Source organism: Mucilaginibacter sp. 14171R-50 (assembly GCF_010093045.1).
Lineage (GTDB): Bacteria > Bacteroidota > Bacteroidia > Sphingobacteriales > Sphingobacteriaceae > Mucilaginibacter.
This window is the reverse complement of the sequence record NZ_CP048115.1, coordinates 1,187,233-1,200,252: the sequence shown is the minus strand read 5'-3', so window position 1 is coordinate 1,200,252 and position 13,020 is coordinate 1,187,233. Positions and strand designations below refer to the sequence as shown.

The following is a 13,020-nucleotide window of genomic DNA, read 5'->3' as shown; positions in this document are numbered from 1 at the left end:
ATTCTTCCGGTCTTTGTTCTCTATCCCACTATTTTCATATTCTCCGCATCCCAATGGATGACCTTGTTTTGAAAATAGCTGTCGTTGCAAGCCAGGCATGGGGCAGCAGCCCTGAAACCAAATACGGCATCTTCAACAACCGGCTTACCTGTACGTACCGATTCCATAAAGTTGGCAAAGTGGTCGTTCGAGGCATTGTAGTCGTCCGGCGCACGATAGGTTATATCCGGAATGGACGGTGTTTGCTGGTCGGCCTGCGAGTAGCGTTTATTGTAAGCATCCATCAATGCCTTTTGCTGTGCTTCGGTATAGGTAAATAACGAATCCCACCCGCCAATACCGGGGGCTACGGGCATTTTGTTTTTGCGGATGGTAAAGCTTTCGCCTTCCCCTCCCAAGTCTATCACGCCTTCAGATCCTACTATTTTGGTAGTGCCGTGATCGCCCTCGCCACTGATAAAGTTTACACGTAAGGTAACCTGGAAGGCGGGATGCTCTTTAGTTTCGCCATAATGAATAACCGCACTCATTACATCGGGCACATTGCGCCCGTCTTTCCAATAAGCCAGGTCGCCTATCGAATAGATACGCTCCGGACCTTTCGAGCCCGTAATAAAGTGAATGCCGCTCAACAGGTGAACAAAAAGGTCGCCGGCAACACCTGTGCCATATTCGCGGTAGTTTCTCCAGCGGAAAAACCGGTTCGGGTCAAAATCGTGCTTAACGCTTGCATTTGCCTGGTATCGCGCCCAATCTACATTTTGTATGTTACCATCGCTCGGTATGGTGTATTGCCATGCCCCTAACGCGCTTTGGCGGTTAAACGATGCTTCGATAGAGTTGATCTTGCCTATGGCGCCCGCCTCGTACATCTCTTTTGCTTTGCGATAGGCAATGCTGCTTACCCTTTGGCTCCCAACCTGGAAAACCCTCCCGGTTTCTTTTTGCACCCGTATCTCCTCTAAACCCTGGCTAATTAAATGTACCATTGGCTTTTCGCTGTAAACCGCTTTGCCTTTATGCATCGCGTCGATAGCTATCTGGCTGTGCCAGTTATCGCTGGTCGCAATTATCACCGCGTCAATATCTTTTCGTTCCAGTATCTCGCGGTGGTCCATGGTAGTAAACAAGTCGTTACCGTACACTTCTTTGGCACGCGCCAGGCGCCCTTTATAAAGGTCGCAAACGCCAACCAGCTCAACACCCGGAACTGTCAGCGCGGCTTTGGTATCGTTAAAACCCATGATACCCATACCAATAGTAGCTATTCGTATCCTGTCGTTTGGCGATACGCGCTTTTGCGCGCGCAATATTCTTACTTCATTTTCTTCTTTAGCTGCCAGGCTGGTGAGCGATGCCGATGTCAGTAAAACTGATGTGCCCAGGTGCTTCAAAAACTTTCTGCGGTCGGTTGACATAGTTGATTTAGTTTAGCTTATAAATGGTTAATACGCGGAGGCGCAATTAGGGTTTACCAATGCAATTTAAAAAAATTTAACATCATTATTGGTTGGCAGATTAATATTCAACCTGTTACTATTTAAATTCTAAACTACAAAAAACTTTTTAATATTATTTAAAAAGTTATAAATTGCATGTTGTTACCCCAATTATAAATCATCAGTTATTATCCATGAAAAAGTTATCCTTATTGGTATGCTCCTGCCTTATTGGCGCATTGGCGTTTGCCCAGCAAACCAACACAAGTATTGCCATTATCCCCGAGCCGGTTAAAATCACTCAACACACCGGGCGGTACGTGCTGCCAAAAGTGTTAGTGGTGCAATCAGGCACAGAGGCCGAAATGACCCCCGTGCTTAACCTTATTAAAAACAAGTTTTCTACGGCCACCGGCAAAATTATCAGGGTAAGACCTGTAGCGCCGGCCGCTGCTATTAAACTGGTACTTAACAAAACCACCGATAATGTTATAGGCAAAGAGGGCTATTACCTGTCGGCCAGGGCAAAAGGCATAACCATACGTGCCAATACTGCGGCGGGCCTATATTATGGTGTGCAAACCTTGCTTCAGTTGCTGCCTAACCAGATAGAGGGTAAAGAAATAGCAAAAAACGTAACGTGGGCGGTGCCTGTGGTTGATATAACTGATTACCCACGCTTTGAATGGAGAGGGTTGATGTTTGATGTATCACGCCACTTCTTTACCAAAAAAGAGGTAATGAGTTATATTGATAATATGGCCAAATACAAACTTAACCTGTTTCACTGGCATTTAACTGATGATGAAGGCTGGCGCATCGAGATAAAAAGCTTCCCTAAACTCACCACCGTTGGGGCATTTAATGTAAAGCGCGAGGGCGAGTTCGGCAACTTTATTCCGCCAAAACCTGACGAGCCTCGTAATTACGGCGGCTTTTATACCCAGGATGATATCCGCGAGGTGGTGCAATATGCAAAAGACCGCTTTGTAAACATTATGCCCGAAGTAGATGTACCCGGCCACAGCCTTGCAGCCGTAGCATCCTACCCGGAATTATCGGCGACAGCCGGCGCTGATAAATATGTAGTACGCTCGGGCGAGAAGATAATGGACTGGTCTAAACCCGGCCACCCGGCTTTGGTAGACAATACCTTAAACCCCGCCGGCGAATTTACCTACCAGTTTTTGGATAAAGTAATGGGCGAAATTGCCGGGCTGTTCCCATTTGCATACATCCACGTAGGAGGCGATGAGTGCGCTAAAAATTTCTGGGAGCAAAGCGACCAGGTGAAGGCCTTAATGGCAAAAGAAAACCTTAAAACGCAGGAAGAGGTACAAAGCTATTTTGAAAAACGCCTTGAAAAGATAGTAGAATCTAAAGGGAAAAAATTTATTGGATGGGATGAGATACTGGAAGGTGGTATTGGCCCTAACGCTGCGGTTATGAGCTGGCGTGGCATAAAAGGAGGTATCGAGGCCGCTAAACTTGGCCACGAAGTAGTGATGAGCCCAACTACGTTTGTTTACCTGGATTACATGCAGAGCGACCGTGTGATGGAGCCGCATGTTTATGCTACATTGCGCCTGAGCAAAACTTACGAATTTGACCCGGTACCTGCGGGGGTAGACGCCAAATTGATAAAAGGCGGGCAAGCCAACCTGTGGACCGAACAGGTTTACAATATTCGCCAGGCAGAGTATATGACGTGGCCCCGTGCTTTTGCGCTGGCCGAAAGCGTATGGTCGCCGGCATCTAAGAAAAACTTTAATACGTTTTTTACCAAGGTAGAAAAGCATTTCGACAGGTTTAACCAGGCCGAGATAAAATATGCCCCAAGCGTTTACGACCCTGATTTTAAGGTAGGCCGCAACGCCGACAGCACCCTAAACGTAACCTTAACCACCGAGGTACCGGGGCTTGACATTTATTACAGCTTTGATAATTCGTACCCGGACAGGTTTTATCCAAAATACACCGGCGTGCTTACAGTACCTATTGATGCTACACAATTAAAGGTAATTACCTACCGCGGCAAACAACCCGTTGGGCGTATGATATCGATGCCGATAAGCGAGTTGAAAAGCCGGATAAGATAAGTTTGCAGTTGTTAGTTTGCAGTTTGCATATAGTAATAAAGCCGCACCGTTTGGTGCGGCTTTATTGTTTTGGCGCATTATACTTAGGCGATAACTTTACTCCACCCTCTTCATTCGTGAAAACGGGAACCCGTTACAGCCTTTTTTAGGGTTTTACCTGTCGGCTTTGGCGGTGGTTTCGGCTATCTGGTTGGTTTTGGCATTGTATACGCTCAGGCAAAAGCCCCATTTCCAGGGTTCCATATTGCTGAACTGCATGTAATCTATGCGGGTATACAAGCCGCCTTCGCCGGGGTTTTGGTCATCGTTTCGGGCTACTATGTATTGGTCTTTAACATTCCATTTTATAATATGGTATTTTGAACGCGGGTGTTGTACAAACAAGGTGTCGGAAATGGTGTAGCGAATACCGTAATCGTCTTCAAACTTGCCCTTGAACATGGCAGGCACATCGCTTGTGTAATGAGCGGGTCTTTTATCGCCCATACCTATTATCGACAGAAACAGAATAAAGAAAGCCAATTTTTGCATGCGCTAATATAACTACTAAATAAAAAGCCCTGCTGATTATATCAGCAGGGCCGAGTAGAATTTAAGCAAGCTTATTTCATCGCGAACAGCGAAACGTAGTTTTTACGATAATAATAAGCCAGGAATAAGTTTCCTATCAAGAGCGCAACAGCCATTGGTATGCCGGACGGCGCCACAAAAATGTGCGTTAACAAGATATTTAAAATAATAGGGAATATTATAACTGTAGCCAGAGTTACAAAGCGGCCGGTTAAAAACATGATAGCGCATGCCAGCTCCGTTACTTTTATAAAGGTTAGTAAATAACCTGATGCCATTATACCTGCCATAAAGGTTTTGTTGGCTTCGCTCATTTCGGGCTGTTTACCCATATCAATTTTAAAAAGCACCACAACAGAGGCAAACAAGAACATAAGCCCCATTAGCGTGCGTACAACGATCATTGCAATTTTCATAAGATTTTAGTTTAGTGTGAGTATTAATTATTCCTTTTCAAGTATTTGTTTCAGGTTGTTCAGGCTGATCTCCATATCGTTCCCCAGCATTTTTTCCATGTTTATAAACAACAGCATTGCATTCATGGGGAACTGCATACTGCTGTTAAAAGCCCATTTCACCGTGGTTTTATCTTCGGTTACAGCCTGTGTAGCTATGTAAGTATCGGCCACTCCGGCAAAGGGCTTTATAAATACCACGCGGATATCTATCCGCTCGCCGTCAACAATTTTTTCGAGCGTTTGATGGCCCTTACCCGCCTGTTTCATGTCGCTGTCCCAGGCGGCGTTAAACCCTTCGGTACCATCTGTGCCGGTATAGGTCATGCGTTTATTGGGGTCGGTCATTACCCATTTGCTGTAATGGTCCATATTGCGCAGGTATTTAATATAATCAAAAACCTGCTGGCGCGGCTTATTGATTATCACACTGCGCTGTACGGTATAAGCCTTTGGGGCAATCATGGCCAACACCAGCACAACTACAATTATGCCTGCCAAAATGCCGAGTATGGTCATCAGTGTATCGTTCATTGTTATTGGGGTTTAATGGTTAGGTATCGTTTCCAGAAGTAATACAAGATAAACATAACCATTAATATTATTAACGGGAAAATTAACAGGAAGCCACTATCGCCCACAAATGCCCTTGAAGCAAACGCCCCTATAAAATTAAACGCAAAACCGGCAAACGCCCACTCCTTAATAGTTTTAAACTTGTTTTGCAGCAGGGCAATAGCACCCAATATCTTAGCAGTGCCGGTAATTACCATTATATAAACAGGGTAACCCAAATGGCGCATTACATCCTGCCCGGTTTTTTCTTTGGCTACGCCCGCACCGCCATCCATCAGCATAAATAAGCCGAATATAATGGTGAGCGCCCAGTAAACTATCTTAATGGTTTTTAGTGTCATGATGTTAAGTTAATTATCGCTCTTCTGTAAATACACCCCAGCCTATGCCGTACTTATCAACAACGTTGCCCATGGTACCGGCAAAAAAGGTCATTACTTCATGTACCACTTTACCGCCATCAGCCAACTTGGCAAACTTTTCGTGCACCTCGGCTTTGTTGGCGCAGGTTATGGTTAAGGATACGATGCCTACTGTACCCTGAATATTTGGGTTAGGCATATCCGTACCAAGGATGCTGAAATCGCTGCCTGTTAAGTCGGCATGCAACACGCCTTCTTGCGCTTCTGCGGGGAAGCTATCCTGCATGGGCGAACCTTTTACAGGCATCAGACTCAACTCGCCGCCTAATATGCTTTGGTAAAAGGTCATGGCTTCGCCGCATTGGTTATTTCTAAAATTGATGTATGCGCTGATTTTCGACATGGCTTATTATTTTATTGTTAGGGTTATGTAAGTATCTCGCAATAGTGTCCGTCCAGTTTAAGAAGTTCTATGATGTGGTGAGCGCAAAAATCATTGCCCTCTACACGCAATATTTTGTCGCAGTCTTCCAGGTCAAAATTTATTTTGCTTGCCGGGAAGTGTTCTGATAGCTTCTTGATCAGCATCCTTGATCTATCGCTTTCCTGAACGTTTGTTTTAAAAACCTCTATCATCATAAATAATTTGTTGATGCATTACAAAGGTGCATGGCTTTGCTATATTTAAAAGGGTGTAATTACGACAATCTAAGGGGTTGATTGCGACGACAATACCATCTACCTTTGACATTATGAAACACATATCGATCCTAATTCCGCAGGGCGAAACCAGCCTGAGCAACATAGAGGCAACTTATAAGATGTTCTCGATGGTGAACCAATCGCTTGACAGGATGAAGAAAGCCCCGCTGTTTAAAATACAGCTGGTTGGTTTAAACAAGGAAACGGCCCTTACTAACGGCCTGTTTACCGTTAAACCCGATATGACCTTTGATGAAGTTGCCAAAACCGACCTGATCATTATTCCCGCCGTGCATGGCGATGTGAATAAAGTACTAAGCGATAACAGCGACTTTATACCATGGATAATAAAACAATATAAAACCGGTGCCGAGGTGGTTTCGCTTTGCATAGGCGCCTTTATACTGGCCTCTACCGGGCTGTTAAAGGGGCGCAGCTGCACCACGCATTGGCTAATGGCCGATGAGTTCCGCAAAATGTTTCCTGATGTAAACCTGATGCCGTACAAGATCATTACCGACGAAGGGGGCATATACACCAGCGGCGGCGCTTACTCCTCATTAAACCTGCTGCTTTATTTGGTTGAGAAATTCGCGGGAAGGGATATGGCTATTAATTCTTCTAAAATATTCGAGATAGATATCGAGCGCAACAGCCAGTCGTTGTTCATCATTTTCAGAGGTCAAAAAGACCACGAAGACGAAGTAATAAAAAAAGCGCAGGAGTTTATTGAGCATAACTACCAGGACAAAATTACGGTGGATCACCTGGCTGACATGTTTGCCATTAGCCGCCGGCATTTGGAACGCCGCTTTAAAAAGGCCACATCAAATACGGTAGTAGAATATATGCAGCGGGTACGTATCGAGGCCGCCAAAATGAGCCTGGAAACAATCCGCGAAAACGTTAACGAGGTAATGTATAACGTGGGCTATACCGATACCAAAGCCTTCAGGATGATCTTTAAAAAGATAACCGGCCTTTCGCCTATTGAATACAGGAATAAGTACAGTAAGGATAGGGCGGCGTAAAATGCGTCATCTCGGCCATTCTCGGGGGTAATAGCCCATCATTGGACAGGATAAGTTAAAAGTGTTGGGCTAGTGAGATTCCCTCCCAACGGGAGGGTGTAGGGAGGGGTTGATACCTATGCATCGTGTATAAACCCCTCCTGCCAAGGCGCAACCCTGCACACCCCTCCCCAAGGAGGGAATTTAAGCCCCCCAATAACTCATATGTGTATTCATGGGCTATTGCTCTCGGAGGTAGGGAGAAAAAGCCCGTTCGGTGCCGGCACCGAAAACTTAATAAACAGGATATGAAATACATTAAATTATCAATTTTCAGCATTATACTTATTATGGCAACTACCCAATCTGACGCACAAACCATAGCCAGCTACGCCAATGTAAACGGCATAAAAATGTATTACGAAATACAAGGCGAGGGCACTCCGTTAGTGTTGATACACGGCGGCGGCTCTACCATTAAAACCAACTTTAGCCGTATAATGCCCCTACTGGCAAAAACGCATAAAGTAATAGCGGTTGAGCTACAGGCCCACGGCCATACCGGCGACCGTGATGCACCCGAAACCTTTACGCAGGATGCCGACGACGTAGCCGAACTATTAAAACAGCTTAACATCCCCAAAGCCGACTTTTTAGGCTTCAGCAACGGCGGGCAAACGTGTTTAGAACTGGGGCTGCGCCATGCCGGTAAGGTTGGCAAACTTATTATAGCATCTGCATTTTATACACGCGATGCCGCGCCTGAAGGCTTTTGGAAAGGTTTTGAAAAGCCCGACTTTAGCCATATGCCGCAGATATATAAGGATGAATACCTGAAGATAGGCACACAGCATGGGCTGATGAATATGTTTAATAAAGATGTGCAGCGAATGCTAAACTTTAAAGGCTGGACAGATGAGCAATTAAAAAGCATCCAAGCCCCGGCATTTGTAATAATTGGCGACCAGGACCTGCCCACGCCCGAACACGCCGCCAAAATGGCGCGCACCCTGCACATGGCCGTTTAGCCATACTGCCGGGCACACATGGCAGCTATATTGGCGAAGCATTTAATCCCAAACCGGAAAGTAAAATACCCGATCTGTTTGTGGCAATGGTGAATGAGTTTTTGGCAGGAGAGTTGTAATTTGACAGAATAACCGGACCGGGACGTATCATTCCTTGTCCGGGTCGTGCCGTTCTACAAATTCTTTATCATCCAACGCATCTTTTTCGAAGGATTCTTCGTCTTTTCGGTTGCGCATTACAAGCCATATCAATATAGCCAAGGCCAATATTATTACTATTACTATCTCTAAAATGTTAGTATGCATTTAGTTACACGAACAAGGAGCGTGCCCAAAACGGGTTGTTAACAAAATGATAATATTGAATTACGCAAGGCTTGCCGGCATACTGCTGTCATTCACCTATAGCTTCCTGGTACCATAACATTAAAACTTAACGCCGTGACACACACCATATCGCATTGGGTAGGCGTTTAACCCCAAAAGCCGGAAGCAGTACATCCACCTTTTAGGCAATTATGAACGATTTTTTGCGCGGAGTGACCCTTGTAAATAGCTGTTAGCTTTTCATAATCAATGTTTTAACAATAATTTTTTACTAAATTGCTTACTTACCTAAGTTGAGCAACATGAGAAGGAAAAAATTTATCGCGTCGTTATTAGCGACAGCATCTATACCGGTGCTTGGCAATGCTTTTGAGCGTACAAACCTTGCAAGAACAGGCAAAGCATTTATAGCTAACGCCGGAGAAGGCAGGATCCATGGTCATATCAAGCTAAAAGGTGTAAATCAAAACATCATTGATGTTAAGGTATCAGGCAGTGATACAGATGGGCAGCTGGCCATTTTTGAGCAAACGAGCCTTTCGCAGGGTAAAGGCACGCCGTTGCATGTCCATCATAGCCAGGACGAAATATTTCAGGTATTAGAAGGCGAGTATCAATTTAAAGTTGGTGAGGATCAGTTTCGCCTTAAAGCCGGCGACAGCATATTTTTACCGATGAAAGTTCCACATGCCTGGACCCAGGCGTCAGCAAGAGGCAAAATGACGGTTACATTGCAGCCGGCGGGGAAATTAGAAAATTTCTTTGTATCGGTAGCCGCTTTAGACCACGAACCTTCACATGCCGAAATGGCTAAATTATTTGCAGATAACGAAATGCAGGTAGTTGGCCCGCCATTAAAGCTCGAGTGATAATTTATTAACGAAGTTGTGGGGGATTGAAACCATCACTTTTAAGCGATCACCAAAGTGGCAGTTCGGGAGCTATGCTAACTGTGGCAATGGCTCCGCTATTAAAATTTAAAAAATCGGCCTGCACACCATCTATTTTTTCCTGCTGACATACTGCTGTCATTCACCTAAAGTTTCTTTGTATTATAAACATTAAAACTTAAAAACCATGACAAACACAACAGCAATAACCGACACACCGGTTATAACCTCGCAGCAACTTTTAAGCAACTGGCAGGAGCACCGCAGGCTTAGTCGCAAGGTATTGGCGGCCTTCCCCGAAAAAGAGCTTTTTGAATTTTCTATAGGCGGCATGCGTACCTACAATTTACTGGCCGGCGAAATGATAGGCCTTGCCAGCGGCGGTATAAATGGCGTAGCTACCGGTAAATGGGAAACCACGCCCCAACTTGATTATTTTAACCGCGACACCCAATTAAAAACCAAAGCCGAACTGCTGGAGGCCTGGGACGAGGTAACCGAACAAATTGATATTTTGTGGCCGCAGATACCCGCGGGCCGCTTTAGCGAAACAGATAAAGCTTTCGGAATGTACGAGAATACGATAACCGATAGCATCCGCTATTTTATAGATAACGAGATACACCATCGCGCTCAGGGTTATGTTTACCTGCGCGCCCTGGGCATTGAACCGCCCGCGTTTTGGGACAGGTCGTAATTCATCGGCTGGTGTCACAATAGCGCCACCAATAAATTGAAGGGTCTGATTACTAATTAATTAATGGCGTTCACGGTGTTCACGTGCGCCGAACGTGAACACTTTGAACTGTTTATAACGACAGGCTGGCTATGGTTGCGTTGCTAAAACCGCCAAACCAGTATCCTGCTGGTTTTTTGCCCCTGCGACATGCTGATGGTTTTTACATCCGCAGCCTTGTAATAATCAAGCGATTTGTAACAGCCATCAAGTGTGGCTTTTTTGGAGATAAGCGAAGAAAACCATTTGCACTGCCGGCCATACTGCACACTCTCGCTTATCATCTTATTCAGGAAACGGGGTTCGCCGCCTTCATACCAAAGCTCGTTATTACGGCCGCCAAAGTTGAGCGCGGCGCCTTTATCCTGGCCCAGATTCTTCCATTTACGGCTCGATTTTTCTTTAACCTCTTTTGACGAAGAATGGAACGGCGGATTGCACATCGTCATGTCAAACTTTTCGCCGGGTTTTATCACACCCTGAAAAATATTTGAATATGATGTTTGTTTGCGGATATCTATTGCACCTGCCAGTCCATTGTCTTCTACTATCTTTTTTGCAGCTGCAGCGGCAATATAATCGGCTTCGCTGCCAACAAAATCCCAACCATATATCTTGTGCCCCAAAAGTGGATAGATGCAATTGGCGCCAACGCCGATGTCAAGCACTTTAACGGTTTTGCCGGTTGGTACTACCCCATTGTTACCTTCGGCCAATACATCGGCTATATAGTGTATGTAATCGGCCCTCCCCGGAATTGGCGGACAAAGGAAGCCTTCCGGAATATCCCAGGCATCTACGCCATGGTATTGCTTAAGTAAAGCCTTATTTAGGGCCTTAACAGCGTCTGGATCGGTAAAATCGATAGTCAGGTCGGCAAATTCGTTCTGCGACACAAAGGGCTTTAGGTCAGGCAGCGTTTTTATAAGCGCCTTAAAATCATACCGGTTACGGTGAGCGTTGCGCGGGTGCAGGTTGGTTTTTTCTTCCTGCTGAGAATTTGCTTGGTCTGCCATAATATCCTGCAAAGTTAAAAAGTATATTTGTGATTGAGGATAAAAGCCATGATGCAGCCGCAGATTAGAATCATACCCGAAAAAAAAATGGTGGGCAACCATGTGTTGATGACCCTTGCCCAAAACAAAACCGGTGAACTGTTCAGGGGGTTTATGCCCCGCCGCAACGAGATACAAAACAAGGTTAGCAACGATATTATATGCATGCAGGCGTATGATCCTAACTTAAATTTTAACGACGTTTCGATAGATACCCCTCACCAAAAATGGGCCGCTGTTGAGGTTACCGATTATAGTGATATACCCAAGGGCATGGAAACCTTCACGATCCCCGGCGGCATGTATGCGGTTTTTTTGTATAAGGGTAATCCCGCTGCGTATGGGCCAACATTTAATTACATATTTAACACCTGGCTACCGGCATCAGCCTACGAGGTTGACAACCGCCCGCATTTTGAAATATTAGGCGAAAAATATAAGAACAACGACTCTGAATCGGAAGAAGATATCTGGGTGCCTGTAAGGTTTAAATAACCTATTTTGCGTTAAGTGGCCATCTACCTGTAATCAATAGCAGCAGCCTGCGAACGCTTACTTTCTTGCCTTAACTTATCGCGGTGCTGGGCGCCCCATTTAGATAATGAAGCTAAAACTTCATTTAGCGTATCGGCGTAATCGGTCAGTTCGTACTCTACCACCACCGGGGTTTGCGCGTGCACTGTACGCGTTACAAAACCGTTTAACTCAAGTTCTTTTAATTCGCTTGATAGCACCTTTGCTGATATTCCTTCAATTGTGCGCTGTATTTCGTTAAAGCGTTTGCGGCCATTAAATAAAGTTACTATAACGCGCAGTTTCCACTTACCACCAATTACATACAGTGCATCGCCTATGGCGGTTAAAGTATTCAAACATTCGCTATGCGAACGTGCATCTCGTTTACTCATAACGTACTGATTTTCAAATCGCTAACAAATATGTTACCACTAACCTTTTGTATACTACTAACTTTTTAAAAGCAAATGTACATAGCTTTGCTCAATAAATGTTAAAAAGATGAAAAAGATACTTCATATCATTTCGAGCCCGCGCGGCGAAGCATCCATGAGTATTAAACTTGGGAACGCGATCACCGAGAAAATCAAAGCCGAATATCCCGGCAGCACGGTAAAAGTACATAACCTGGCCACGCACCGGTTCCCTCACTTGGAAGAAGTGCACATCGCCTCGTTTTTTACGCCCGAAGAGCATCGCACCCACCGCGACCTCGAAGCGATAAGACACTCGGAAGAGGCTATTAATGAAATAAAGGATGCAGACATAATTGTAATTGGCGTTCCCATTTACAATTTTAATATCTCCTCTACGCTTAAGGCGTGGTTAGACCATATTGTGAGACGCGGCGTAACTTTTAAATATGACGAGAATGGCCCACAGGGATTACTTGATAGCAAAAAGGTTTACCTCGCCTTATCATCGGGCGGTATCTTCTCTGAAGGCCCTATGACTGGCCTTGATTTTTCTGTGCCGTATCTTAGACACATGCTGGCATTCATTGGCCTTACAGATGTTACTGTTTACCGGGTTGAAGGCTTATCGATACCGGGCATACAGGATACTGCCTTAGAAAAAGGGATTAACAGTGTGGTTATAGCGTAGCTGCAATAAAATAAGAACGCCCTGTAAAATATTTTACAGGGCGTTTATTAATGTGGTCCCGACGAGAATCGAACTCATATCTAAAGTTTAGGAAACTTCTATTCTATCCGTTGAACTACGGGACCCATTTATTTTAGGAAATGCAAAGGTG

At 44.9% G+C, this 13,020-nt stretch carries 17 protein-coding genes and 1 tRNA gene; 7 read left to right on the top strand and 11 right to left on the bottom strand.

Features of this window, described 5'->3' with window-relative positions:
- Positions 1-20: 20 nt before the first annotated feature.
- Positions 21-1,418, bottom strand: coding sequence for a Gfo/Idh/MocA family protein (locus GWR56_RS05490; RefSeq protein WP_162430140.1), 1,398 nt, complete (start codon positions 1,416-1,418; stop codon positions 21-23).
- A 215-nt stretch (positions 1,419-1,633) separates the two neighbouring features.
- Here GWR56_RS05490 and GWR56_RS05485 point away from each other — a divergent pair, with 215 nt between their 5' ends.
- The gene (locus tag GWR56_RS05485) at positions 1,634-3,538 is read left to right on the top strand and encodes a beta-N-acetylhexosaminidase (protein ID WP_162430139.1); all 1,905 of its coding nucleotides are present in this window, start codon (positions 1,634-1,636) and stop codon (positions 3,536-3,538) included.
- 153 nt (positions 3,539-3,691) lie between these two features.
- On the opposite strand, the gene GWR56_RS05480 is transcribed toward GWR56_RS05485, so the two are convergent.
- From GWR56_RS05480 to GWR56_RS05455, 6 genes are all read right to left on the bottom strand, one after another.
- Positions 3,692-4,069 (bottom strand): hypothetical protein, encoded by a 378-nt coding sequence (locus tag GWR56_RS05480; protein ID WP_162430138.1) that lies wholly within the window; start codon positions 4,067-4,069, stop codon positions 3,692-3,694.
- Between the two features lie 71 nt (positions 4,070-4,140).
- A complete protein-coding gene (locus GWR56_RS05475) occupies positions 4,141-4,524 on the bottom strand; it encodes a DoxX family protein (RefSeq protein ID WP_162430137.1) in 384 nt (127 codons plus the stop codon).
- 27 nt (positions 4,525-4,551) lie between these two features.
- Entirely contained in the window at positions 4,552-5,097 is a 546-nt protein-coding gene (locus GWR56_RS05470) for an SRPBCC family protein (protein WP_162430136.1), read from the bottom strand.
- A 2-nt stretch (positions 5,098-5,099) separates the two neighbouring features.
- The gene (locus tag GWR56_RS05465; RefSeq protein ID WP_162430135.1) at positions 5,100-5,480 is read right to left on the bottom strand and encodes a DoxX family protein; all 381 of its coding nucleotides are present in this window, start codon (positions 5,478-5,480) and stop codon (positions 5,100-5,102) included.
- A 13-nt stretch (positions 5,481-5,493) separates the two neighbouring features.
- Positions 5,494-5,904 carry a VOC family protein gene (locus tag GWR56_RS05460; protein ID WP_162430134.1) on the bottom strand — a complete coding sequence of 137 codons (411 nt, stop codon included), beginning with the start codon at positions 5,902-5,904 and terminating at the stop codon, positions 5,494-5,496.
- 23 nt (positions 5,905-5,927) lie between these two features.
- Positions 5,928-6,140: a hypothetical protein gene (locus tag GWR56_RS05455; protein ID WP_238395314.1), complete on the bottom strand. Its 213-nt coding sequence runs from the start codon at positions 6,138-6,140 to the stop codon at positions 5,928-5,930.
- A gap of 113 nt (positions 6,141-6,253) precedes the next feature.
- Between GWR56_RS05455 and GWR56_RS05450 the strand changes: the two genes are divergently transcribed.
- Positions 6,254-7,234: a GlxA family transcriptional regulator gene (locus tag GWR56_RS05450; RefSeq protein WP_162430133.1), complete on the top strand. Its 981-nt coding sequence runs from the start codon at positions 6,254-6,256 to the stop codon at positions 7,232-7,234.
- A 287-nt stretch (positions 7,235-7,521) separates the two neighbouring features.
- A complete protein-coding gene (locus tag GWR56_RS05445; RefSeq protein WP_202925377.1) occupies positions 7,522-8,241 on the top strand; it encodes an alpha/beta fold hydrolase in 720 nt (239 codons plus the stop codon).
- Positions 8,242-8,388: 147 nt separating this feature from the next.
- On the opposite strand, the gene GWR56_RS05440 is transcribed toward GWR56_RS05445, so the two are convergent.
- The gene (locus tag GWR56_RS05440; RefSeq protein ID WP_162430132.1) at positions 8,389-8,547 is read right to left on the bottom strand and encodes a hypothetical protein; all 159 of its coding nucleotides are present in this window, start codon (positions 8,545-8,547) and stop codon (positions 8,389-8,391) included.
- Positions 8,548-8,870: 323 nt separating this feature from the next.
- Here GWR56_RS05440 and GWR56_RS05435 point away from each other — a divergent pair, with 323 nt between their 5' ends.
- A complete protein-coding gene (locus GWR56_RS05435) occupies positions 8,871-9,437 on the top strand; it encodes a cupin domain-containing protein (protein ID WP_162430131.1) in 567 nt (188 codons plus the stop codon).
- A gap of 208 nt (positions 9,438-9,645) precedes the next feature.
- The gene (locus tag GWR56_RS05430; protein ID WP_162430130.1) at positions 9,646-10,155 is read left to right on the top strand and encodes a DinB family protein; all 510 of its coding nucleotides are present in this window, start codon (positions 9,646-9,648) and stop codon (positions 10,153-10,155) included.
- A gap of 143 nt (positions 10,156-10,298) precedes the next feature.
- Here the strand turns inward: GWR56_RS05430 and rlmF are convergent, their stop codons facing one another.
- A complete protein-coding gene (rlmF, locus tag GWR56_RS05425) occupies positions 10,299-11,210 on the bottom strand; it encodes a 23S rRNA (adenine(1618)-N(6))-methyltransferase RlmF (RefSeq protein WP_162430129.1) in 912 nt (303 codons plus the stop codon).
- A 48-nt stretch (positions 11,211-11,258) separates the two neighbouring features.
- On the opposite strand from rlmF, the gene GWR56_RS05420 reads away from it, so the two are divergent.
- Positions 11,259-11,744: a GyrI-like domain-containing protein gene (locus GWR56_RS05420; protein ID WP_238395313.1), complete on the top strand. Its 486-nt coding sequence runs from the start codon at positions 11,259-11,261 to the stop codon at positions 11,742-11,744.
- 23 nt (positions 11,745-11,767) lie between these two features.
- On the opposite strand, the gene GWR56_RS05415 is transcribed toward GWR56_RS05420, so the two are convergent.
- Entirely contained in the window at positions 11,768-12,157 is a 390-nt protein-coding gene (locus GWR56_RS05415; RefSeq protein WP_162430128.1) for a helix-turn-helix domain-containing protein, read from the bottom strand.
- Positions 12,158-12,266: 109 nt separating this feature from the next.
- Between GWR56_RS05415 and GWR56_RS05410 the strand changes: the two genes are divergently transcribed.
- Positions 12,267-12,869, top strand: coding sequence for an FMN-dependent NADH-azoreductase (locus tag GWR56_RS05410; RefSeq protein WP_162430127.1), 603 nt, complete (start codon positions 12,267-12,269; stop codon positions 12,867-12,869).
- Positions 12,870-12,922: 53 nt separating this feature from the next.
- Here the strand turns inward: GWR56_RS05410 and GWR56_RS05405 are convergent.
- A tRNA-Arg gene (locus GWR56_RS05405) sits at positions 12,923-12,994 on the bottom strand.
- Positions 12,995-13,020 lie beyond the last annotated feature (26 nt).

Coding starts and splice junctions, on each gene's coding strand:
- GWR56_RS05490 (WP_162430140.1), bottom strand. CDS start 1,418: ATGTCAACCGACCGCAGAAAGTTTTTGAAGCACCTGGGCACATCAGTT.
- GWR56_RS05485 (WP_162430139.1), top strand. CDS start 1,634: ATGAAAAAGTTATCCTTATTGGTATGCTCCTGCCTTATTGGCGCATTG.
- GWR56_RS05480 (WP_162430138.1), bottom strand. CDS start 4,069: ATGCAAAAATTGGCTTTCTTTATTCTGTTTCTGTCGATAATAGGTATG.
- GWR56_RS05475 (WP_162430137.1), bottom strand. CDS start 4,524: ATGAAAATTGCAATGATCGTTGTACGCACGCTAATGGGGCTTATGTTC.
- GWR56_RS05470 (WP_162430136.1), bottom strand. CDS start 5,097: ATGAACGATACACTGATGACCATACTCGGCATTTTGGCAGGCATAATT.
- GWR56_RS05465 (WP_162430135.1), bottom strand. CDS start 5,480: ATGACACTAAAAACCATTAAGATAGTTTACTGGGCGCTCACCATTATA.
- GWR56_RS05460 (WP_162430134.1), bottom strand. CDS start 5,904: ATGTCGAAAATCAGCGCATACATCAATTTTAGAAATAACCAATGCGGC.
- GWR56_RS05455 (WP_238395314.1), bottom strand. CDS start 6,140: ATGATGATAGAGGTTTTTAAAACAAACGTTCAGGAAAGCGATAGATCA.
- GWR56_RS05450 (WP_162430133.1), top strand. CDS start 6,254: ATGAAACACATATCGATCCTAATTCCGCAGGGCGAAACCAGCCTGAGC.
- GWR56_RS05445 (WP_202925377.1), top strand. CDS start 7,522: ATGAAATACATTAAATTATCAATTTTCAGCATTATACTTATTATGGCA.
- GWR56_RS05440 (WP_162430132.1), bottom strand. CDS start 8,547: ATGCATACTAACATTTTAGAGATAGTAATAGTAATAATATTGGCCTTG.
- GWR56_RS05435 (WP_162430131.1), top strand. CDS start 8,871: ATGAGAAGGAAAAAATTTATCGCGTCGTTATTAGCGACAGCATCTATA.
- GWR56_RS05430 (WP_162430130.1), top strand. CDS start 9,646: ATGACAAACACAACAGCAATAACCGACACACCGGTTATAACCTCGCAG.
- rlmF (WP_162430129.1), bottom strand. CDS start 11,210: ATGGCAGACCAAGCAAATTCTCAGCAGGAAGAAAAAACCAACCTGCAC.
- GWR56_RS05420 (WP_238395313.1), top strand. CDS start 11,259: ATGATGCAGCCGCAGATTAGAATCATACCCGAAAAAAAAATGGTGGGC.
- GWR56_RS05415 (WP_162430128.1), bottom strand. CDS start 12,157: ATGAGTAAACGAGATGCACGTTCGCATAGCGAATGTTTGAATACTTTA.
- GWR56_RS05410 (WP_162430127.1), top strand. CDS start 12,267: ATGAAAAAGATACTTCATATCATTTCGAGCCCGCGCGGCGAAGCATCC.